Annotated in this window: 15 protein-coding genes; 9 read left to right on the top strand and 6 right to left on the bottom strand. The window is 68.0% G+C overall.

Annotated elements, in window-relative coordinates; all coding sequences use genetic code 11:
* Nucleotides 1–21: 21 nt before the first annotated feature.
* The 3 genes from D9V41_RS08735 to D9V41_RS08745 all read left to right on the top strand — a co-directional run bounded on the left by D9V41_RS08735 (nucleotide 22) and on the right by D9V41_RS08745 (nucleotide 4,533).
* The gene (locus D9V41_RS08735) at nucleotides 22–2,094 is read left to right on the top strand and encodes a hypothetical protein (protein ID WP_121794169.1); all 2,073 of its coding nucleotides are present in this window, start codon (nucleotides 22–24) and stop codon (nucleotides 2,092–2,094) included.
* Between the two features lie 954 nt (nucleotides 2,095–3,048).
* Complete coding sequence (locus D9V41_RS08740) at nucleotides 3,049–3,447, top strand: VOC family protein (protein ID WP_121794170.1); 399 nt, start codon at nucleotides 3,049–3,051, stop codon at nucleotides 3,445–3,447.
* A gap of 159 nt (nucleotides 3,448–3,606) precedes the next feature.
* On the top strand, nucleotides 3,607–4,533 hold the full coding sequence (locus D9V41_RS08745) for a hypothetical protein (protein ID WP_121794171.1): 927 nt from the start codon (nucleotides 3,607–3,609) through the stop codon (nucleotides 4,531–4,533).
* A 23-nt stretch (nucleotides 4,534–4,556) separates the two neighbouring features.
* Here D9V41_RS08745 and D9V41_RS08750 read toward each other — a convergent pair whose 3' ends face one another.
* Nucleotides 4,557–6,416, bottom strand: coding sequence for a penicillin-binding transpeptidase domain-containing protein (locus D9V41_RS08750; protein ID WP_208006794.1), 1,860 nt, complete (start codon nucleotides 6,414–6,416; stop codon nucleotides 4,557–4,559).
* Nucleotides 6,417–6,498: 82 nt separating this feature from the next.
* Between D9V41_RS08750 and D9V41_RS18590 the strand changes: the two genes are divergently transcribed.
* Nucleotides 6,499–7,338, top strand: coding sequence for a LysR family transcriptional regulator (locus D9V41_RS18590; RefSeq protein ID WP_279432337.1), 840 nt, complete (start codon nucleotides 6,499–6,501; stop codon nucleotides 7,336–7,338).
* A complete protein-coding gene (locus tag D9V41_RS08760; RefSeq protein ID WP_121794173.1) occupies nucleotides 7,335–8,216 on the top strand; it encodes a serine hydrolase in 882 nt (293 codons plus the stop codon). The genes D9V41_RS18590 and D9V41_RS08760 overlap by 4 nt, the downstream gene beginning before the upstream one ends.
* Before the next feature lies 1 nt (nucleotide 8,217).
* On the opposite strand, the gene D9V41_RS08765 is transcribed toward D9V41_RS08760, so the two are convergent.
* A complete protein-coding gene (locus tag D9V41_RS08765) occupies nucleotides 8,218–9,309 on the bottom strand; it encodes a winged helix DNA-binding domain-containing protein (RefSeq protein WP_166375962.1) in 1,092 nt (363 codons plus the stop codon).
* Between the two features lie 148 nt (nucleotides 9,310–9,457).
* On the opposite strand from D9V41_RS08765, the gene D9V41_RS08770 reads away from it, so the two are divergent.
* The 4 genes from D9V41_RS08770 (at nucleotide 9,458) to D9V41_RS08785 (ending at nucleotide 15,597) form a co-directional block, all read left to right on the top strand.
* On the top strand, nucleotides 9,458–10,933 hold the full coding sequence (locus tag D9V41_RS08770) for a class I adenylate-forming enzyme family protein (RefSeq protein ID WP_121794175.1): 1,476 nt from the start codon (nucleotides 9,458–9,460) through the stop codon (nucleotides 10,931–10,933).
* Between the two features lie 91 nt (nucleotides 10,934–11,024).
* Nucleotides 11,025–12,875 carry a DUF3556 domain-containing protein gene (locus D9V41_RS08775; RefSeq protein WP_121794176.1) on the top strand — a complete coding sequence of 617 codons (1,851 nt, stop codon included), beginning with the start codon at nucleotides 11,025–11,027 and terminating at the stop codon, nucleotides 12,873–12,875.
* Nucleotides 12,872–14,287 (top strand): phytoene desaturase family protein, encoded by a 1,416-nt coding sequence (locus D9V41_RS08780; protein WP_121794177.1) that lies wholly within the window; start codon nucleotides 12,872–12,874, stop codon nucleotides 14,285–14,287. The genes D9V41_RS08775 and D9V41_RS08780 overlap by 4 nt, the downstream gene beginning before the upstream one ends.
* A complete protein-coding gene (locus tag D9V41_RS08785; RefSeq protein ID WP_208006795.1) occupies nucleotides 14,284–15,597 on the top strand; it encodes a PucR family transcriptional regulator in 1,314 nt (437 codons plus the stop codon). Before D9V41_RS08780 ends, D9V41_RS08785 begins: the two co-directional genes overlap by 4 nt.
* Here D9V41_RS08785 and D9V41_RS08790 read toward each other — a convergent pair.
* From D9V41_RS08790 to D9V41_RS18325, 4 genes are all read right to left on the bottom strand, one after another.
* Nucleotides 15,594–16,148: a DUF1990 family protein gene (locus tag D9V41_RS08790; protein ID WP_121794178.1), complete on the bottom strand. Its 555-nt coding sequence runs from the start codon at nucleotides 16,146–16,148 to the stop codon at nucleotides 15,594–15,596. The two genes, D9V41_RS08785 and D9V41_RS08790, sit on opposite strands and share 4 nt — an antisense overlap.
* Nucleotides 16,149–16,241: 93 nt before the next feature.
* Nucleotides 16,242–16,619 (bottom strand): hypothetical protein, encoded by a 378-nt coding sequence (locus tag D9V41_RS08795; RefSeq protein ID WP_121794179.1) that lies wholly within the window; start codon nucleotides 16,617–16,619, stop codon nucleotides 16,242–16,244.
* 144 nt (nucleotides 16,620–16,763) lie between these two features.
* Nucleotides 16,764–17,417 carry a TetR/AcrR family transcriptional regulator gene (locus tag D9V41_RS08800; protein ID WP_121794180.1) on the bottom strand — a complete coding sequence of 218 codons (654 nt, stop codon included), beginning with the start codon at nucleotides 17,415–17,417 and terminating at the stop codon, nucleotides 16,764–16,766.
* Nucleotides 17,418–17,496: 79 nt separating this feature from the next.
* Nucleotides 17,497–21,702 (bottom strand): hypothetical protein, encoded by a 4,206-nt coding sequence (locus D9V41_RS18325; RefSeq protein WP_208006796.1) that lies wholly within the window; start codon nucleotides 21,700–21,702, stop codon nucleotides 17,497–17,499.
* Nucleotides 21,703–21,942: the final 240 nt, after the last annotated feature.

The raw sequence follows: 21,942 nt of genomic DNA on the forward strand, positions 1-21,942 counted from the left end.
AGTCAGCCAGCTGAGTCTCTGATGGACGCGCTGCGGGCCCTCTTGGCCGCCTCGGCGGGTCAGTTGCCTGAGGACACCGTCGAGCGTCTCGGCGGCTGGAAGCGCGTCGCCGATGAACTTCCCCGCGGTGTTGACGACCCGGCGTCCGTCGTGCTGATCCGCATCCTCGCCCAAGACGCCGCCGCCGGCGGACCCGATGTCGCCGCAGCGTTGCCGGCGATCGTCGATGCAGTGCTCGCGATGGAGAGCCCCGGTGGGTTCTCGGAGTCGGTGGACGCGCTAGTGGCGTCACCTGCCGTATTGGGCGTCGTCGCGGACGGGCTCGCCGATGGGTTGCTGGCGCAGGTGGCCGCGTTCGTCGATCTCGATGACCCGTCCGCCCGGGATGTGTGGCGGGCTGCCACTGCGTTGGAGGCGGTGACCCGACTCAACGTCGGCGGGTACGGCTCCAAGTTCAGCCTACTTGCCACGCTGGAGCGGTTCCGTGCGCCAGCGCCTAAGCGGCTGGCGGCTGCGGTCGTCCGGTCGGTCGGGACCGCCGTGGACCACTGGCACGAGGCCGCGAGCCTAACCAAGGTCGTGGAGGTCATATCCGGGTTGAAGGCGCCGACGGGCCCGCAGGCCGCCGACGCAGACCCTGAGGACGTCGCCTCCGACGCCTCGTGGGTGCTCGCGAACATCGAGCTCGTCCAGGCGCTTCGTGCGGCCACGCGCCAGTCCATGCTGAGCCACCTCGAAAGCAGCGTCCGGTACCTGTCTCTCGGCGTCGAGACGTACGACCGGGACGACGCAAGGGTTCTGGCACCCATCGTCGGCGCTGTCGGGGCGCTGACTCGCGCTGAGCCGGGCGTAGCGGCGCTCGACGTGGCGTTGCCATCCGCCGGTGACCTCGAGCAACTGGTTGATCAGCAGACGAAGTTGAACGTGTCGTTGAGCGGGTTGAACCACTGGTACGCAGACGTGAAGCGGCAAACGACCGCTGCGTGGGTGATGCTGGTAGAGGACCTCGCGCGGGCACGGGAGCAGCTTGCCAAGGAGGCCTTCTACCGACCCGAGGCGATCATCGACGATCTGTTGAACGTCTACCGAGCCTCCAGGTCGGTAGAGATCGTGCGCAGGGTCGAGGACTTCGATGGTGTCCTGGAGGTGGTGCAGCCGGTCATCGAGGCCGGGTTCGCGTCCAACACGGGGTTCGTGGCGAATCTCGCGGAGTACACCCGACGGCTCGAGGAACGTCTGGAGCAGGTCGAGGACGAGGAGCGCGTCGTCCTGGTCGAGCAGCATGCGGTTGCCGCAGAGGTCCTCACGGAGGCTCGTGCGGTGCTTGCTCGTGGCGAGCCGCCGGGAAAAGGCGGCGGCGGCACGGCCACCGCGCCGTTGCCGCGTCGGCTTGAAGAACTGTTCGGGTCGGATCCCGCCGCTATCGCGAAGCTCGCCGAGCTGGGGCAGGACAGGCTCGCGCGCCTGGAGGAGGCCGTGGAGAGCACCAGCGCAGCGCGTCACTCGACACTCCAGGAGGCTCGAGTACTTCGGAGCCTTGAGAGCGCCCTGTCGGCGTCGACGGACTACGTCGGAAAGGTGAAGATCGCGATCGACGAGCTCGTGTTGGCGATGGTGCGGTTCGTTGGGAGTCGGCAGAACGCGCAGGAAAGCCGCCGCCCGTACCTGTTCGACCCCCTTGCCAGCGAGAGCGCGCTCCACGAGGACCTGTATGACTATCTGTCTTACGCGGTCGGGCCGTTGCTGGACATCGAGGTGCAGCAGGTCGGCGGTGGAAGGGCCGATCTGCGGGTCAAGTACGGCGGGTTCAGCGTGTACCTCGAACTGAAGTCCGACGACACGATGAAGCCGTTGTCTGACAAGGGCGCGTACCTGCAACAGGCAGTCACCTACCAGGCCACCGACGTGCGCATCGGGTTCGTGGTCGCCCTCCGGGTCAAAGCGTTCCCGCAGGCGGGGGCGCACCCGCACCTGACGTCGCTGTTCACTCACGCCACCGCCGATGTTGCCGGCGACGCCGATAAACGGCATCTGGTCCTGGTGGAGGTCCCGGGGAACCGGAGCTCGCCCTCAGCCAAAAAGGCGAAGGTGTGACACGTTGCCGCCCCGCACCCGGGCTCTCGGTGGCCGCTGGCACGATTCGGCAAGTCGGGGACACCCCGCAATCGGGATCGTTGGTTTAGCTGTCACGGACTCCAAACGACCGTGCAAAGGTCGACGAGCCTGTACGGAGTCAAGGTCCTCGAGCATGGGGTGTGAGCGGCCGGTGGGCCGCGCGATGACTCCGCGATTCGCGATCTGCAGCGTCCATGAAGTTGCGCCTTACCGCCGCGATTGGACCGGCGCGACTGCTTAGCAGTTGGAAGCCAACACGCTCTAGTCGTTTGGCCACCAGCACACCGACCTGCCTGCTCCTGAAACCATTTGAGTGGTCATGCGCCGAGACGGCTCCATGGCATCGTTCGGATGTCGAGGTGCTAACGACTTTCGGTAGTCAGCCGACGGACGATGCCTCGTACCGCCATTGTGAGAGCGGCGACGAGTCGAGCGCGGTCGCGGCGAATGTCCGGCGCCACAGCCCCGATCGCAGCAACGACGTCAGTGCCGGACCAGACAGGGACGCCGACCGAGCAGTCGCCCAAGGTCATCTCCTCGCTCGGTACTCCGACCCCAGCGGTCGCCCCGGGATCGTCACCGACCTCGTCGTGGGCGGCGACGCTTCGCGCAGCGTCTGCCGAGGACACATCAAGGACGCAGTGCAGTACTTCCGCGAGTACCCCCTTCGCCTGGTTCGGCGTGCTGGTTCGCCCCGTGCAGCGGCGCCCGCACCCGCACGAGTTCGAGCTCTGCTACGACATCTGAGTCGTACCCCACGAGCCCGAGGGCCCTGGCCGCATGCGCTGCGGCCAGGGCCCTCGGCCGTTTCGAAGTGTTCCGCCGGCTCTTCAGCAATCTGTCCAGCCGCGGACGTCGGTTGGGGCCAAGACCCTCGTACGTCGAGAGCCTGTGATCGACCGCCACGGTGTTGCCACGGCCTAGGATTCATGAATGCCGATCGAACTGTTCTCGCTGCTCGTGGACGACTACGGCCGAGCACTACGATTCTTTACCGAAACACTCCATTTCGTCGTCGCTGATGACTCGCCGTCCACCACAACGGACGGTCGTCCCAAACGCTGGGTCGTCGTCCGTCCCTCAGACGGAGGACCGGGAATCGTGCTCGCCAAGGCCGACGGCAAGGAGCAAGTTGCAGCAATCGGGAATCAGTTCGGCGGCAGGGTCGGGTTGTTTCTTCGCGTCGCTGATTTTGACGCCACACTCGGAGAACTCCGCGCAGCGGGGTGCGAGATCGTGCGCCCCGTCCGCACCGAGTCGTACGGGCGCGTTTGTGTGTTCCGTGACCCCTGGGGCAACCTCTGGGATCTCCTCGGCGACGCCGCGAAATGATCGGGCAGTACACATCGCATGCAGGCGGCTGATGCCGCAAACCCACGGGACCACAGCGGGTGACCCTGGACGCGAATTCGGGGAGATCCCGGATGACAGACCGTGCGCCTCTCGGACAGATTGGGACGGTCATCATCGTCGCCGTCATCGGGGAATGCCATGTCCGAAGTCTCACGTCGCGTCACGCTGCTCCAGCGGGGTGCGCTCGTCACCGCTTGTCTCGCCGCCGTGCCCTATCTGGTCTTGAAGGTGCTGTGGTTGGGCGGGTCCACCATCGGGATGACCAGCGCAGCCGGAGTCGCCGAAATGTCCAGCACACGCTTTGTTGCCGCGAACGTCACCACCGTTCTGCTGCTACTCGTGGCGGTCGCGTTCGTGACCGCGTTGACCCGCCCCTGGGGGCAACGCTTGCCGGGCGGCGTTGTGCTCGTGCTGGCTGCCGGGGCAACGGGGCTTCTCGCGCCCATCCTGCTCGGCCTGCCGATCGGGACGGTGCTTCAGCTGCTCAGCGGGCCCGGCGCCTCGCAACCGGAGGTCCAACCGGGGTTGGCTCCGTGGGTCTTCGGCGTCGTGTACGGCGGCTTCGGCGTCTTCGCCATGGCCCTCGCAGTCCTGGCGGCGGTGTACGTGGCCGGGCGCTGGAGCGAGCTGATCGCCGATGTGCCGAGGCCCAGCCGCTGGACCACGGCGGCCGGAATGCTCGGTCTCGTGCCGTTCAGCGCGGCGATGCTCTTCTGGGGCCTGGCCGGTCCCGGCTCGACCGGGCCGCAGGGCATGGACTCCCCCGCTCAACGAACTGTTCTTTTCGTCAACGGGGCGCTGAGCGCGGCCGCGTTGATCCTTCCGGCGACCGCCGCGGCCCGCCGACTCCCCCGCATCGCCTGGCTGATCATCTGGACCGGAACCTGCGTCGCCGCACTCCAAGGGCTGAGCCACATCCTCCTCGCGCAAGGCGGCCAGATCCAGCCCCTCGTCGCCGCCGTCGCAGTCGCCTCGACACCCGGTGCCATCGCTTACGGACTGGCACTCCTGCGGCGCCGGCAGGCCGAGGCGCCGATCGAGCACAGAGCGCCCGCGCTCGGCTGAGCGCGGGCGCCTCGGCCGGTCGATCAGCGCAGGAACGCCTCGAGCAGCGGGCCGGCAGTGCCGGAGCCGGACTCGCCGTCCTCGACGAACACGGCCACAGCGAGGTCGCCCTGGATGGCGATCATCCAGGCGTGCGTCGCGAGTTTGCCGTCCGGACCCGGCTCGCCGTACTCGGCCGTACCCGTCTTGGCGCCGACGTCGCCGGGCACGTGCGCGAGAAAGGCGCCCGATCCGTCGGTGACCACGGCGCGCAGGAGGTCGCGCAACGTCTGCGCCTCCTGCTCGGTGAGCGCCGGGGCGTCCCCCTCGTCGACCGTGCTCTCGTAGTCGGGAAGGAGCGTCGGCACGACCGCGTGCCCCGCGCTGACCGACGCCGCTGCTGCGGCCATCGCCATCGGGCTGGCCAGCACCTTGCCCTGGCCGATGACGTCCGCCGCCTTCTCGGTCTCCCCCTCCGGCGGCGGCACCTGACCGAAGTAGGACGGGAAGCCGAGGTCATGGTCGCGGCCGAGCCCCAGTGCGTCGGCAGCCTCGGTCAACGCGGTGTCGTCGAGCCGGTCGCGCGCTCCGATCAACGCGGTGTTGCACGAGTTGGCGAACGCGGTGGTCAAGCTGACCGCGCCGAGACGGTTGGTGGGATAGTCGTCGTAGTTCTCGAAGACTCGACCGTCGACGTTGATGGTGGCGGGGCACTCGATCACGTCCCCGGGAGCGACACCCGATCGGAGCAGCGCCAACGCGGTCACGAGCTTGAACGTCGACCCCGGCGCGTACTGGCCCGTCGTAGCGATGTTCAGACCACCGTTGCCGTTCGCCGCCGCCAGGAGCGCGCCGTCGGAAGGCCGCATGGCCACCAGCGCCGACGGCGGAGCATCCTCACCGGCTCCGGCCAGGATCGCCTCGGCTTTCTGCTGCATGGCGGCATCGAGTGTCGTACGCAGATCCTCACCGTCGCGCGGCTCGGCGCTGAACAGCTGGCGGCGCTGCCCGTCGGCTCCGACGGCGGCCACCTCGACCCCCGGCGTGCCGCCGAGGACCTCGTCGTACTGCGCCTGCAGCCCCGAGAGCCCGACGACATCCCCCACCTGGATGCGCCCCTCGGACTTCTCGATGATCTCTGCGGTCGCGGGCCCCACCCGGCCGAGCAGCTCCGCCGCGAAGTCCCGAGTCGGGGCCAACGGCATCTCGTCCTCGAGCGCGACGGCGCCCGGAATCGCGGCGTAGTTCGGATCGACGCCGGACGCCTCCTCCGAGCGCAGCACCAGAGCCTCGACGAAGGCCTGCGGTCCGGCACCCTCGACCCGCGTGCGGTAGCCGGCGGCGTCGATGTCGAGCATCGCCGCCAGACGCTCGGCGCTGGTTCCGACCTGTGCTGCCTCCACCTTGGTCTTGTCGATGCCGAAGCGCAGCACCGGCCGGTCCTCGACCACGGGCAGGTCACCTTGGCCGAGCACCCGTCCGCGTTGCGCGGCCAGACTGGAGACGACGAGGCGGTCCTCATCGGTCAACGACGACTCCACGAGCGCGGGCGACCAGTCCACCTGCCAGCGATCGCCATCGTGAACGAGCGGGGCCTGCGTGTCGTACCGCCATTCCTGACCGCCGAGTTCCCACGTCCACCGCAGCGTCGCCGAGGCCGTATCGCCCTCCTCGGTCACCTCCCCGACGCTCACCGTGACAGGTCGGGAGTTCAACGGCGAGACGAGCTCTTCATGTCGCTCCGCATCGCTGTCTCGGGTGAGCGGCACATCGGCCAACGAGTGCTCGGCAAGGGCCGCGGCGAGAGAGTCAGCCAGGTCTTCGATCTGCCCGCGATCAGAGAACAGCGAGCAGCCGCTGAGCACGAGGGAACTGAGCAGACCTGTGGCGAGGAGTTTTCGCATGCTCGAATCCTGCCGACCCGCAGCCCCGAGAGTCAAAGTGTATGAATCGGGGTCTTCGATAGCTTCTCGCTATCATGGTCCAGTGGACCTCCTCCGGCACTTGCGCTTCTTCGACGCCGTCGCCGAGCACCGGCATTTCGGCCATGCCGCCGCGGCCCTGGGCATGACCCAGCCCCCGGTGTCGCAGGGGGTGCAGCGACTCGAGCAGGAACTCGGCCAGCGCCTCTTCTTCCGCGACGCCCGCGGCGTGCGCTTGACGGAGGCCGGCGGCGCCCTCCTCCCCGTCGCCCGCCGGTTGCTCCGCGACGCCGAGCAGTTGATGACGCTCGCGCATCGCTGGCGGCCGTCCGGGCAGGTGCGGCTCGGCCTTGCCGACGACCTCGAGGACAAAATCCCCGCGCTGCTGACCCGGTTGGCCGAGCGCGACGTCGACTGTGTTCCCACCGTGAGCGGCACCGTCGAGCTCGTCGAGGGGGTGCGCGAGGACGAACTCGACATCGCGGTGGTCCGGCACCCGGCCGTGGTGGACGGCTTGGCGGCGGGCCCCGTGCACACGCTCGCGACCTACCTCGCCTGGGACGATGACCGCCCGCGAGACGCCGAGCTCCCGCCCATGCGCGAGGTGCCGCCTGTGGTCGTCCCGCCGCGGCGGCACCACCCCGCTGCTCATGACCAGTTGATCGACGCGCTCCGGCGGCTGGGCCACAGCGGCGCGGTGATCGAGGCGGGGACGCTGATCGAGCGGCAGGCGTGGGCCTCGGCCGGTCACGGGGTCCGGCTGGTGCTGGACGACGAGTCGGGACGACCGATCCCGGATCTTCCTCCGCTTCGGGTGCGAGTCGTCACGCCGCTGCCACCGGACCGGCGAGCCGACGTGGACCACGAAACCCTGATCCGCCGACTCGAAGCCGCACTTTCATGACGGGGGCAACGGCGGCCGCGACGATCGACCGCGCCGCAGCGGACGTCGGCATCCAAGCCTGGGTGCACGCCCGCCGCCTCGGCCCCGACCTGGACGAGGTGACGCGGGGTGGCGACGAACTGGTGCCGATGGCCTCGTTGTACAAACTGCCGCTCGCCGCCTGCTGGTCCGACCTCGTCGCGGACGGCGCGCTCGACGCGACGGAACGGCTCCGGGTGACCGCAACCCAGCGCGCCCCCGGGCCCACGGGTCTCGCGGCGCTGCTCGACGACGTCGAGGTCAGCCAGCGCGACGCCGTGCGCCTGATGCTGTCGCTGTCGGACAACGCTGCGGCTGAGCAGGTACTCGACCTGGTCGGGCTCGACCGGCTCTCGGCCTGGCTGACGACTCACGGCCTGAACCGCACCATTGTCCGCCGCGGCTCGAGGGACAGTTGGAGCGTCGTGGTCGAGGAGACCGGTGGCGGCGACGTGGGCGAGGCGCCGCGGCGGCTCGCCAACACCGACGTCGACGTGCAGACCAGCGAATACAACGCTCTTCTCGCCAGCGCCACGACGGCTGCCGACATGGTCACCGTCCTCGGGCGGTTGTGGGAAGCAGAGCACCACGCGATGGTGCGTGACTCCTTGCGTCTCCAGGCGTGGAGACACCGCATCGGCTCCGGCTTCCCGCACGACGACGTCGGCGTGTACGGCAAGACCGGAACTCTCGGCCGGCTGCGTCACGAGGCCGCGGTCATCGAGTTCCCGCACGAGCACCCCGTTGCGGTCGCCGTCCTCACCAAGTCGGCCCGGCCGGAAACACATCAACCTCGGGTCGACGCGGCCATCGGCGCCATCGCCCGGGCGGCCGTGACCGTCCTGCGTCGCCCGTTGTGACTCACCCAGGCGTAGCGACCGTGACCACGGGCTCGAGGCCGAGGAACGCGCCGTAGCGCGCGGCCGCTTCGTCCAACGCGTCGCGCTCGGCCCGGCTCAGCGCCCCGTCGTACGGCTCGAGGTCGAAGACCACGCGCTGACCGACGGTGCGCTTCATCCGCGCCACCAGCTGCCCGTCCACCAAGGCCATACCGAGCGCCGTCTCCCGTCCCGCGGGCACGACGCCGCGGGCGTCGAGCACCATGCGGCTGTCCTGGTAGCCGCGGTACATCTCATCGAGCACTTGCAGCAGATGCCCCTGGGGCTTCAGTGATCCGGACGGGCACTCGCTCTCGCGGGCGTGCCAGAACGTGCGGCCCTGATGCTCGAAGGACCCGAGCTGGTCGCGGACCTCCGCGATAGCGGTTCGCACCTCGCCGAGCGGCAGCGTCGCCCAGTAGGCGAGATCCTTCTCGGTCGCGGGGCCATGCCCGGTGAAGTAGCGCAGGGCCAGGGCGGCGAGCGATTCCGCCCGGTCGAGCCGGGGCGCTGCCGGCACGCGGTCGGCGAACAGCGCATACGTGTGGACGCCCTCGCGCGGCCGTCCGCTGCAGACGAGCTGATCGAACTCGAGAAGCGCGAGGAACGTCATCAGGACGGCACCGGTGGTGTCGATGCCCCCGGCCCTGAGCGCGGCAGCCACCTCGTCGCGTGTCCGGTGAGGCTCCCGGCCCAGCGCATCCACCACGACAGAACCCATTCGGTCCAGGTCGGACGTGGTGAGCCCGTGGTCACGGTGCAGTTGGCGCAGCACGAGCGTCCGCAACCGTGGAGCGGTCAGGTCAAGCAGCCACCCGATGTCCTCGGCCGCGACGTAGTGCCACGTGGGACGCAGGACGTGCGTGCGGATGACCCGACCCTCGTCAAGCAGGTGCCGCAGGTCGTCGGGGGTGGGCGTCGCAGTCCGGGCGGCCACCGCCCACCCGGATTGGGCGACGTTCTCTGCCTGGACGGCGAGCAGCCCACGCACGACGTCGACCGCGGCCGGCGCGTGCGGCGTCACGAGGAACTGGCTTCGCAGCCGCCACCGGGCGAGGTCGTGCTCGGTCAGCATGCAGCCGACCGTTCGTCGCCCTGTGCGCGACCGACAAAGCAGGGCTCGAACTTCGTCTTTACGCATGTAGGCAGCGACACCGTGAACTCCTAGTGTTCTAAATCACACCCGCTGTGGCGCGCGCCACAGACAACCGCTTGGAGGGCCGATGCAGCTCGGATATTTGCCGTGGGGCGGATCCACCCTATTCGACGCGCGATGGGACGCGGTAGGACTTCGTGACGACCGGGTCGAACTCAGCTACCGCGAGTTCGACTCCTGGGTCGCCGCCTTCGCCGAGCAGCTCTCCGAACGAGGATTCGGCGAGGGCGACGTCCTCGCGATCATGCTGCCCAATCGTGTCGAACTCCTCGTCGCCATGTTCGCGGCGTGGCGCCTCGGCGGCGCCGCCACCCCAGTGAACCCGGTGTTCACCGCGAGCGAGGCGGACTATCAGATCTCCGACTCCGGCGCGAAGCTCGTGGTCAACCTCGGACACTCGGCGCCCGACGGTGGGCGACCGGCCATCCCCGTCGACGCCATGCGGACCACGCTGCAGGGCCGGCGCGCGGACCCGGTCCCGCTGATCGGAGACGAGCTCGCTCTGTTGATCTACACCAGCGGGTCCACCGGCCGGCCCAAGGGCGTCATGCTCGACCATGCGAATGCAGAGGCGATGTCGGGGATGATGGCCCGGCATCTCGGCCTGTCCGAGACGGATCACTGCATGCTGATCCTGCCGCTCTTTCACGTCAACGCGATCATGGTGAGCGCCCTCGCCACCGTGCGCACCGGCGGGCAACTCAGTGTCGTGGGCCAGTTCTCCGCCAGCAGGTTCTTCGACCAGGTCGAGCAGCTCCGCCCCACGTACTTCTCCGCCGTCCCCACCATCTACGCGGTCCTGGCGTCACTTCCCGAGGATGTCCAGCCGGACACGTCCTCCCTGCGCTTCGTGATCTGCGGCGCTGCGCCGGTCTCGAAGGAACTGCTCGAAAAGTCCCAGGAACGGTACGGCTTCGCGATACTCGAGGGCTACGGACTGACCGAGGGCACCTGCGCGTCGGCGTGTCACCCGATCGACGGCCCCCGCAAGCTCGGCACCGTCGGTCCGGCCCTCCCTGGCCAGCAGATCGCGATCATGGGAGAGGACGGCTCACTCCTGTCACCTGGCGAGGTCGGCGAGGTCGTCATCTCCGGGCCGAATGTGATGCGCGGCTACCTGAACCGGCCTGAGGCGACCGCCGAAACCCTCCGGGGCGGCTGGTTGCACACCGGCGACGTCGGCCGACTCGACGAGGACGGCTACCTCACGATCGTCGACCGGGTGAAAGACATGATCATCCGCGGCGGAGAGAACATCTACCCCAAGGAGATCGAGTCCGTCCTCAGCCAGGTCGACGGCGTTCTCGAAGCAGCCGTCGTCGGTCGACCGGACGAGATGTACGGCGAGGTTCCGATCGCCTACGTCAGCCCCTACCCCGAAGCCGATCTCACTGAGGACCAACTCCTCGACCACTGCCGGCGACACCTCACCAAGGTGAAAGTGCCCGAACGCATCCACGTCGTCGAGCAGCTGCCGAAGAATCCCGTCGGCAAGATCGACAAACCAACTTTGCGGCATCTCGTGCAGGCGCAACCCGTCTAACGCGACGACGCCACAGCCCCTCACTCCATCCACCTGGTTCAGCGCGAGCGAGTGCTCGTGCTGGACGCCCTTGCCCAAAAGGAGCAGACCTGTGGGATTCAAGACTGCAGACATGCCGCCGGTAGATCCGGCGGAATACGACTCGATGCCGTTCATGGAACGCATGCGCATACTGGCGACGCACTGGGTCGACTACGGATTCGGCGGCCCCAAGACCAACCACATGCTCTACATGTACAAGCTGGCGTTCTACATCGTCGGCGGCACGTTGATCGTCGGCCTCACCACACCGGGACTCGGAGGCCTCACCCACGTCGCCTCCTGGTGGGGCGAGCCGATCGTGTACCAGAAGTTGATGGTCTGGACGGTCCTGTTCGAAATCGTGGGGCTCGCCTCCTCCTCCGGTCCCCTGGCCTTCAAGTTCAAGCCGTTCATTGGAGGCTTCCTCTACTGGAGTCGGCGCAACACGCTGCGGCTGCCACCGTGGCCGGGGAAGGTGCCGTTCACGCGCGGCGACCACCGCACCACGTTCGACGTCACGCTCTACGCGACCATCCTCGCGGTACTCGGCTTCCTGCTCGTCACCCCTGGTGTGCAGTCCTCCGCGCTGCCGGGCAGCGACGCCGGACTCCTCCCCCAGTGGGCGCTGCTGACCTACGTCGGCCTCATCATCGTCATGGGCCTGCGGGACAAGGTGATCTTCCTGGCTGCGCGCTCAGAGCAGTACGTCGCGGTCATATTCTTCTTCGGAGTCCTCTCCCACCACGTCGACATGATTCTGGCGGCCAAGGTCGCGATGGTCACGATCTGGTTGGGCGCCGGCGTCTCCAAGTTCGGCCACCACTTCACCAACGTGGTTCCGCCGATGATGAGCAACACCCCGTGGCTGACGTCGTTGCGGTTCAAGCGATCGCTCTACCGCCGCTACCCCGAGGACCTGCGGCCCTCCAGGGTGGCCTGGGGCTTTGCTCACATCGGTGGCACCGTGGTCGAACTCCTCCTCCCCCTCGTGCTGCTGTTCTCGACCCACCCCACCATCACCTGGCTGGCCATCGCAGGCATGATCGTCTTCCATATCTTCATCACGTCGACGTTCCCGCTCGCCGTGCCGTTGGAGTGGAACGTCTTCTTCATCTTCGCCACGGCATGGTTGTTCGGGGGCTTCCCGGCCTGGGACGGCTACGGCGTGGGCGACGTCAGTTCCGGATGGGTCTATCTGCCGATTCTGGCCGCGTTCCTGACCTTCCCGATTCTCGGGAACCTGCGTCCGGACCTGGTGTCGTTCTTGCCCTCGATGCGGCAGTACGCGGGCAACTGGGCGTCGGCCACCTGGGCCTTCCGCGGGGACGAGGCCGAGGACAAGCTCAACAAGCACCTGGTGAAGTACAACCTCAACCAGGTCGACCAGTTGAGCGCGGCCTTCGGCAAAGAGGTGGCGGAGATCTTCATGCAGAAGGCGATGGCTTGGCGCACGATGCACAGCCAAGGCCGTGGTTTGATGTCGCTGATGATGCATCACCTGGACAAGCTCGAGAACTACCGCATTCGCGAGGGGGAGTTCGTGTGCACGACGCTGGTGGGGTGGCAGTTCGGCGATGCCCACCTGCACAACCCCGCGACGATCGCAGCCGTGCAGCGGCGCTGTCAGTTCGAGCCCGGCGAGTGCGTCGTCGCCTGGGTCGAATCCCAGCCGATTCACAAGAAGACCCAGGAGTACAAGGTGATCGACGCGGCACTCGGGATCGTCGAGCGCGGCACGTGGCGCGTCGAGGATGCCGTAGCCGAGCAACCGTGGTTACCGAACGGCCCCATCGCGCTCAACGTCACTTGGCGTAGGCCCGGGTACCGACCAGGCGCGCACACCGTTCATCCGGTGGCGCAGGCCGAGGAGGTCGTCGCCGAGGCGCCGGCAGTGGTGCCGTCGAAGGGCGAACTCGCGTGACCAAAGCAGTCGTGGTCGGCAGCGGGCCCAATGGGCTCGCTGCCGCCCTGACCCTCGCCGCCGAAGGCCTCGACGTCGACGTGCTCGAAGCTGCGGAGACGATCGGCGGTGGAACGCGAACCAGCGAGCTGACGGTGCCTGGGGTGCTGCACGACGAGTGCTCGGGATTTCACCCGCTGGCCGTCGACACGCCGTTCTCCCGACGCTTCGACCTGACTCGCCATGGGCTGCGCTGGCGGTGGCCCGACATCCAGTACGCCCATCCGCTCGACGGTGGCCAGGGCGCGGCGGCGTGGCGGTCCGTGGACGACACCGCCTCCGGCCTCGGCCACGACGGATCTCGATGGCACCAGGTGTTCGGCTCACTGAGCGAACGCTTCGACGACATCGCCGAGGACTTTCTCCGGCCGATGCTCCACGTGCCCGCGCATCCGGTGAAGCTGGCCAGGTTCGGGACCTACTCGCTCGCCCCTGCCGCCCTGTTGGCCCGCCTGTGGTCCTCGACCGAGGGCCGAGCACTGTTCGCGGGGGTTGCCGCCCATGCGCTCCGCCCGTTCGGGTCCCCGGTGTCGTCCGCGATCGGTGTCGCGCTCGGAACGGCGGCTCACCGTTACGGATGGCCCGTCGCCGAGGGCGGCTCGGGCTCTATCGCGAAGGCGATGACAAGGATGCTTGAGCAGCTGGGCGGCAAGGTGCACACCGGGGTCTCGGTGACGTCTTTGCACGAGATCGGCCCGGCAGAGATCGTCATGCTCGACGTCGCGCCGGCGGCCGCGGCACGGATTGTGGGTGACCGGATGCCGCCGCGCATCGCTCGCGCCCTGAGCCGCTACCGTCACGGCCCGGGAACGTTCAAGGTCGAGTTCGCTGTTCACGGCGGTGTGCCCTGGACCCACGAGGAATCCCGACGAGCCGGCACCGTGCATGTGGGCGGGACCTTCGAGGAGATTGCGGCGGCCGAGTCGGCGGTGAACCGAGGGAGCATGCCCGACCGTCCGTTCGTCCTCGTCGGCCAGCAGTTCCTCGCCGATCCGACCCGCGCAACCGGCGACGTCGTCCCCCTGTATGCCTATGCCCACGTTCCGTCCGGATTCACCGGCGACGCCACGGCAGCGATCGAGGCACAGATCGAGCGCTTCGCTCCGGGCTTTCGCGACCGCATCGTCGCGCGGCACGTTCGATCGACGGCGCAGATGGAGCAGCACAATCCCAACTACGTGGGCGGCGACGTGGTGACGGGCGCCAACGACGCGTTGCAACTGGTTTTCCGGCCACGCATCGCACTCGACCCCTATGCCTTGGGTGTGCCTGGCGTCTACCTCTGCTCGGCCGCGACTCCGCCAGGCGCCGGAGCCCATGGCATGTGCGGCTACAACGCAGCCCGGTCCGCGCTGCGGCGGAGCGAACGGTGAGCCAGGACGGACGCAGCACGATGAGTGAGCACATTCCTCGTCGGCGGACCGTCGTGCCGGGCTCGCCCGAAGCGGTCGAGATCATGCGGCTCACAGCCGTCGTCGCCGAGCGACTGCAGGCACGACACGACGAGATCAACGCCAGCATGAACGAGGCGATCGAGCATTCGATCGCCGATCTCGACGACCCCGAACTCCGGGACATGCTGCATGCCAGCGTCGAAGGCAACATCGCCACCATCCTTCATATGCTCCGCAACGACATTCCCGTCGACCACGCTCGGCCCGCGACCGCCGCAACCGAGTACGCCGTCCGGCTAGCACGTCGAAAGGTCCCGGCCACCTCACTGCGCCGGGCCTATCACTTTGGTTCCGATGACCTCCTTGCGCAGATTTTCGAGGAGGTGCGGGAGATCGACGTCGATCCCAACGCGCGTTTGCGGCTCCTGCACCATCTCGCCGGCTGGCTACACAGCTACGTCGACTGGATCTCCCGCATCGTGCTCGATGCCTACGAGGACGAGCGCCGGCAGATCGAGGAGCGCAGTGCCTCGATCGCGGCATCTGTGGTGCGCGGCGTCCTCGACGACGTGCCGGGCGCACATCAGGGATTCGCCGAGCGCACCGGGTACCGACTCGAGCAGCAGCACGTCGCCGCTGTCATGTGGATCGCCCAGGCGAACCTCGGCGTCGATCACACCGAGCGATTGAGGTCGCTCGCCGGCGAACTCTCCAGGGCGACCAAGTCCGCGACACCGCTCTTCACCGCAGTCGACCGCAACACCGCGTGGGTGTGGTTCGGGCGCGGGAGCCACGGCGGGGAGCTCGACCGAACCAGCGTGCAGTCGGTCCTCGCCGATGACCCTGAGGCCGGCATCGCCCTCGGTCGCCTGGGACGAGACATCACCGGCTTTCGTACGAGCCACCGTCAAGCCGAAGCCGCGCGTGACGTCGCGAGCGTTGCGCGGACCGGCCACCAGTTGACCGCGCACGGCGACCGGGCGGTAGCCGTCGTCGCGATGCTCCTCACGGACATCGACGCGCTGGGCGTGTGGGTAGCCGACGTCTTAGGTCCGCTCGCGTCCGCCACCGAGCAAGCCGAGCGCATGCGCGGGACCCTGCTGGAATTCCTGGCCAACGGCGGGAGCTACCAGGCGACGGCAGAACGCTTGCTCCTGCACCGCAATACGGTCAAGTACCGGGTCGAACGAGCCATCGCCTTACGCGGACGGCCGCTCGACAGCGATCGACTCGATCTCGAACTAGCGCTCGAGGTGGTCAGACTGCTCGGCGACGTGGTACTGCCCTAGGAGGCCTCCGTTGACCGCTTGACGGCACGCTCGAGAGCCCGCAGGTACCGCTCCGCCATGACGTTCTGGACGACGGGCAGCAGCGGGCCGGCGAGCCGGGTGAATCGCGCGGCCGGGCGCGAGAACGCCCGCACCGTACAGACGACCGCACCGTCGTCACATAGCTGGGCGAGGAAGGACTCCTCTCCCGACAACGGGTGACCCGGCAGCGTGCCGTACGCGAAACCTCGACGGCGTTCGTCGTCCAGGACGTACACCACTCGTGCCGGCGCGGTGATCGCGGCGGGGCCAAGTCCGAGGCGCAGCACCAGTACGGAGTCGATCCGCGCGGTGTCAGTCGACGCGACGACGCGCACGCCCACGCCGCGCTGCGCCTGCCACCGCAACACGGCCGCGGTTGCCGCGTGGAAATCGCGCTCACCATGGCCGACGAGGCGAGACCGGTCCACGTGGGCGAAACCGGCAGGTAGTGCGCCGCGTGTCGCTCCTACCAGCTCGTAACTGAACGGCTCCCCATGGAGCTTGTGCAGGTCGTGCCTAGCCGATCGCATCTGTGTCGGGCCCTTCCTCGGCGCGATGACGCTTCCATCCTCCTACCGTTGGCAGCGTTGCGCCGAACCGCGAGGACAGCTACGCCTGGACGCCTACGCCACCCGCTGCAACAGCCCCACCGCGACCGCGACGATCACCACGAGAGCCATCACCACCGGCCAGGTTCGTCGTAGGCTGCGCCGCGCGACGAACGCGCCGACGAGTACCGGGATGCTGAGCAGCCCCACCGCGAGGGCCGACCACATCACCCCGACCGCGGGCGACGGCGTGCTGCACTCCAGGAAGCAGCCCGTGAAGCTCACCACCGCGAAGAACACCGCGTATGCGGCCGGCACCGCGACCAACGCCAGCACGCCGAGGCCCGCCACCACTCCCCACGCCCATCCGCCGCCGGCAGTACGCCCTCCGGGACGGTCGACGGCACCGTCGTGGGGCGGTGGTGCGTGCACGGACGGGCGAGCGTCGCTCATGGCATTGCATCGTGGCAGGGCCCTCGACCGCCGTCAAAGAGCGAGACCCCACGTCGGCGATAGGCGTCGGCTATGTCGCTCGTCGTTCGGCTGGGCGCGGGCCGACCCACCGCGACACTTCCGCCGGCTCCGGACGCGGGACGGTCATGCGCGTCCGTCCTGGTGCGCGATCGTGGCGATGTCGTCGATGTCCGGGGAGTTTGTCGGCAAGGGCGGACGGGGATCGTCCGCCGGTCGGAGGGCGTCGAGGATGTAGGCGCGCATCCGCGGAACGATGATCGAACGCCTCGGCTCGTCGATGGTGGTGAGATCCGCGAGCATTCCGGCGAGGATCGCGATGTCGGTGACCGTGGTGTCGGCGCGGAGAGCACCATCGCGTTGGGCGTCGCGAACGGCGACGGCCACGTGCTCTGCCCACGGACTGGTCTCGACGTACTCGGGATGGGCGCGCGCGACGTGCGCCGCGATACGCCGGGCGACGGGACGCCGCAGTGAGAACGCGACGGTCGCGTCGATGAACCGCTCGACGCGAGGCATCCCTGGCGCCTGCGCGAGAACATCGTCGCCGAGCTCGTCGATCCGCTGCTGATAGCGCTCGTAGAGGCCCAGGATGAGGGCGTCGCGGTCGGGAAAATGCCGGTAGACCGTGCCCACGCCGATCCCAAGATCCTCGGCGATGCGGTGAAAACTGACCTCGAGCCCGTCGGTTTCGAACACTTTCTCGGCATGGTCGAGAATCCGTTCGCGGTTCCTGATCGCGTCACGTCGGCGCGGGCGGGGGTGCGTGGGCTGCGGCATTCCTTCATTATCCGTCGACCGGCAACCTCCGGAGGGCCCGATCCCAGGACCGATCTACCACCACCATGACGGAGGACATTCAGCGCGCGACCCTGGTCCGCCACGCGATCATCGCCGCGCCCAGCAGCAGGAGCACGAGCGCGAGCAGGTGGACCCACAGCCCGTCAGTGCTTCCGATGATGGGAAGGGCCGCTCGGTGCTCCACCATCAGGGGCGTCGACACCTCCACTCCGGACCGCTGCCCCGTCAGTGTGATGGTGTGCGCGCCAGCCGCGATGTCCGAGGGAACACGTACGGTGCCCTCGACTGCCCCATGCTCGTCGGCGACCAGGACTGCCAACGTCCGCGGTGTCGAGTGGATCGTGACCGTGACGCGTTCGCCAGGTTCGAAGCCGCCTGCAGCGAGGTGCAACTGCCCGCCTGGCGCCGCCGAGCTCACGTCGCTGCGGATCCACGGCTCCTGAGCCTCGCCCGGACCGCCGCCGTCGCCCTCGCCCGGACCGTCCCCGTCACCGGAACCGTCGCCGCCCGGACCGTCCCCGTCGCCGGGACCATCGCCACCCGGACCGTCCCCGTCGCCGGGACCATCGCCACCCGGACCGTCGCCGTCATCACCGGATCCGTCCCCGTCACCGCCGGATCCGTCCCCGTCATCGCCGGGATCGTCACCATCTGAGGCGATCGTGATCGTGACGTGGCTCGGGTCATTGCGATGGACGTCGCTGCCGTCTCCGAGCCGCTGGATCGGGGTCAGCTCGATGACCTGGTCCTCCGTGACGCCGTCGTTGACCCGGACCGTGACGTCGACCGATGCCGTGGTGCTGCGCATGCCCAATCTCTCGTTCAGCACGCACTCCAGCGCAGCGATGTCGCAGCTCCAGGCCGAGGTGGCACCGCCATCTTCCGTCCGCGGCGTCAAGGAGAGCAGTTCGAGTCCTTCGGGGACGTCAACCTGCAGGGCGACGCCGGACGCATCGTTGAAGTCGTCGTTGGTCACCGTCACCGGAATCGTCAACTCGTCGCCGGGTTCGGCGTGCAGCTCGGCCTCGGCGTTCGCACTCAAGGCGCGATAGGGCGTGGTGGTGAAGAAGGAGACCTCGTAGGCGTCCCCGTCGCGGTCGCCCTTCTCGCCGATCCACACCGCCGCGTCCATGCGCCCGGTGCTGAGCTCCTCCGGCCACGGGAACGGCTCACCGAGATTGCACGGCTGGTCGACCAGGATCTCCGAAGAAATGGAACCGGTCTCGAGGAAGCAATGTGCCTGCGGGAGCGGATCGGGCGCGTCCTCATCGTCGACGACGGCGAGCGCGACATTCCAGCCCGGCCACGTCCTGTCGTAGCTGGGCAGTGCCCCAGAGGGCACGTCGGTCAGCACCGCACGCGGTTCGTCGACGGTTGGCACCACGTTGAGCGTCAAAACGGCCGGCGGCGCTTCGCGCCCCGAGCCCTGCGGTGACTGTTCGGCGCGCAACGGCACCTGATAGGTCCCGACGTCGGCGGTCTGGGGCTCACCCTGCAGCCGAAAAACGAGCTGTTCCTCGGCGTCCTGCCACACCGGCGACAACGTGAACGACGGCGGCAGCGCGGCGTTCATCTGTTCGGTGAACTTCCTGGCCGTCGCCTCGTCGGGGAAGCTGTTCGGCCCGTCGAAGTCGTCGATGATGTCGCTCGGGATCACCGCCGCCACGCCCGGCAGGTCGACCGGCTGTCCGGTCGCGACCGTCACCTCCGGGGCTCGGTCGACGAAGTGCGGCCGGTAGTCGCCGCCGGTCTCGAAGCTCTGGGTCCACGTACCACCGTAGTTGCGGCTCGTCGCGGTCACCTGCACGACCGACGCCGCGAACTCATCGGCGCCTGCCCTGAACACCGGGAGTCGGTCCCAGTTCGAGTTCTGCCCCTCGCGGACGTCGAGCGCGCCCGCATAGGGCTGAGTTTCGCAGGCGTCGCCCAGCCACACCCCGTCAGGCGACGTGTGCCGCGAACTCGTACACGCGACTTCATAGGTCGTGGTCTTCAGCTCGCCTTGGGTGTCCGTCGCCCAGGTCACCTCGACATTGAACGTGTCCTCGGGCACGGGTTCGGTCAACCGCAGATCGAGGAAGGAACCACGATCCTCGTTTCGGCGGTCGACCAGGCGGGGCTCCTCGACCGTCTCGACGCCTGGTTGCTTGATCGAGAAGCTGACCTGTCCACCCACGGTGAGCGGCGCGCCCTCCACGGTTCCGCTGACTTCCAACGTGGCCGTGTAGTACCCGGGCGTGTGGAAACTCTCTTGGAACCCGTACGCGTGCGAGCGGTCGCCGAGGTCGATGGTCTCGTCGTCGCCGCCGTCGACCTGACGGGTGATCGTCCAGGTGTACTCGGTGTCTTTGAAGTCCTGACTTGGCGTGATGTTGGGCCGGAACGTGATGTTGTGGCCCGGATACATGTTGCCCTGAGCTGTGGGTGTGACACCCAGGTCGGGCAAGACGCGTAGGCCCAGACCCAGCTGAACGGTCAAGACGTCTCCGGACGGATCGCGGAACGTCCAATCGTCGACGCGTTCAGGGTCGATGCTGGCGACGCCGTCGGAGTCCTCGCTGACTGAACTGATCCCGAAGCTGCGCTTCGTGTACTTCTCTGCTGTCTTGTGCTTGACCACGGTCATGAGCGAAAGGCCGCCCTCGGCGTCCAGGTACTGCACCGAGAGCTGCGGCAGCGCCGGACCCCACACGCCGTCGACCCGCTCCGAGGTCATCAAGAAGCCGTTCGAGAAGTACACCTTGCGCTGCTCGATCGGTTCACCGTCGGCGTTCTTCGCGCCGTCGGGCACATCCAGGTACACCGTGGAGACGTCGTCACCGTTGAGGACGAAGTACTTGTCCTTGTCGGTGTGCGGCACGTCGACGTAGGTCGGAGCGTCATCGACGACCTGGCCGCTACGGTCGACCATCAGCTGCTCCATGACGGCCGCATACACGCGGTCGTTGAACGCTTTGCTCAGCGCGTAGGCCTTGCCTCCCTGAGCCGGCTGCTCGAGCGTTCCGAAGTCGAGCGTGGAGTACCGCTGGCCGTCGCCGTTCTCACCCTCGATCCGCATGGGATCGCCGCGGCCCGCCTTGGCCAGGTTCTCGGCGATCGCCTTCGGCACCGCCATGTCCGCCAGCAGCTCGACGATGACCGATGCCGTCACGGTCGCGAACAAGACGAGCGATCCGACCACGGAGCCGCCGATCGTTCCGACCATCGTGGCGACGGTCGAGATGGCGACCGTACCGCCCTTGAGCGCGAAGGAGCCGATGTACAAAGCGTGGGAAATCGCCGTGATGAGTCCCGTCGGCGCACTCGCACCCAGTGCGAAAGCGGCCGCGCCCGTCACGGCTCCTGCTGCGACACCTCCACCGAGGATGGCCGCATTCGTGTTGCCCAGGCCCGCGCGTCCCGCATCGGAAGTGCTGATGTCCATCAGCACGCTGGGGTTGTCGTACTCGGCCCAGATCTTGAAGGTCTCGTACGACGGCGTGGCCGGCAGATTCATGATGTCCCAGATGGGGAGGGTGCAGCGCTGCGCCGACGCGGTCGGGTTGGCAATGGGGTCGAGCCCAGAACCGCTCGGAGGGCTCGGCGGCTCCCAACCACACGGATCGTGCGTCCACTCGTCATACAGCCGCTGCATGCTCTGGGCGATGGCGAGCTCGCGTGTCTTGAGGCTTTCAGCGAGCCAGCGGTAGAGCTTCTGCTCCTGCTCGTCCAGCGGGACGCTATACAGCCGTTTCGCCACGATGCTGAGCATGCGCGTGTAGGCGTAGGCCCGTACATCGGCGGCCGCGTTGGCGGTGATCAGCGCGCCGGTGGTGACGTCGTGGGCGGCGGCGAGGTACGCCGCGGCCTCGTTCTCCAGAACTCCCCCAGACAGTCCCGATGGGTACATGCCCGGCGGAAAGCTGACTTCTAGCGGCGGAAACGGGCTATCGCGCTCGATCGACGTCCCGATGCAGATCCCCTGGCCGGCCAGCTCTCCCAGCTCGTAATCGGTGTGACCACCGCCCGGCACGAGCTTGCCGCCCACCAGGCTCTCGACGGACCGGCATCCCTGCGGCGGCAATATCCCGCCCGCGGGTACATCCAACTCGATCGTGCCGTCGATCACGATGACGTTGGTGAACTCCCGTGGCACATCACCCTCGTCATCGACCAAGCTGATGTCGGGTTCAGGACTGATCGGGATGACGAGTGGCTCGTCGGTTTCGGCTGGCTCCGCCGCCGCCGAGGTTCCGGAGACCATCTGCAATAGACCCGTCGTCACGGCGACAACCAACAGAGCGCTCAACCACCTCCGCGCGGACGAGCGATGAGTCACGGCGGACGGACGGGCGACCAAGGGCATACGTGACCTTCCACATTCGCGCCGGAGGGCAGCATCCCGCGCCGACCGCGGTCGATTCACCACCCAGGCTAAACAGACAATATGTCCGTTTACCGCTGGAGGCAAACGAGGACATCACGGGGCTCGCAGGTGAGGGCGGATCACGCAGTTCCGTCGAGT

This window comes from Aeromicrobium phragmitis (assembly GCF_003674095.1).
Lineage (GTDB): Bacteria > Actinomycetota > Actinomycetes > Propionibacteriales > Nocardioidaceae > Aeromicrobium > Aeromicrobium phragmitis.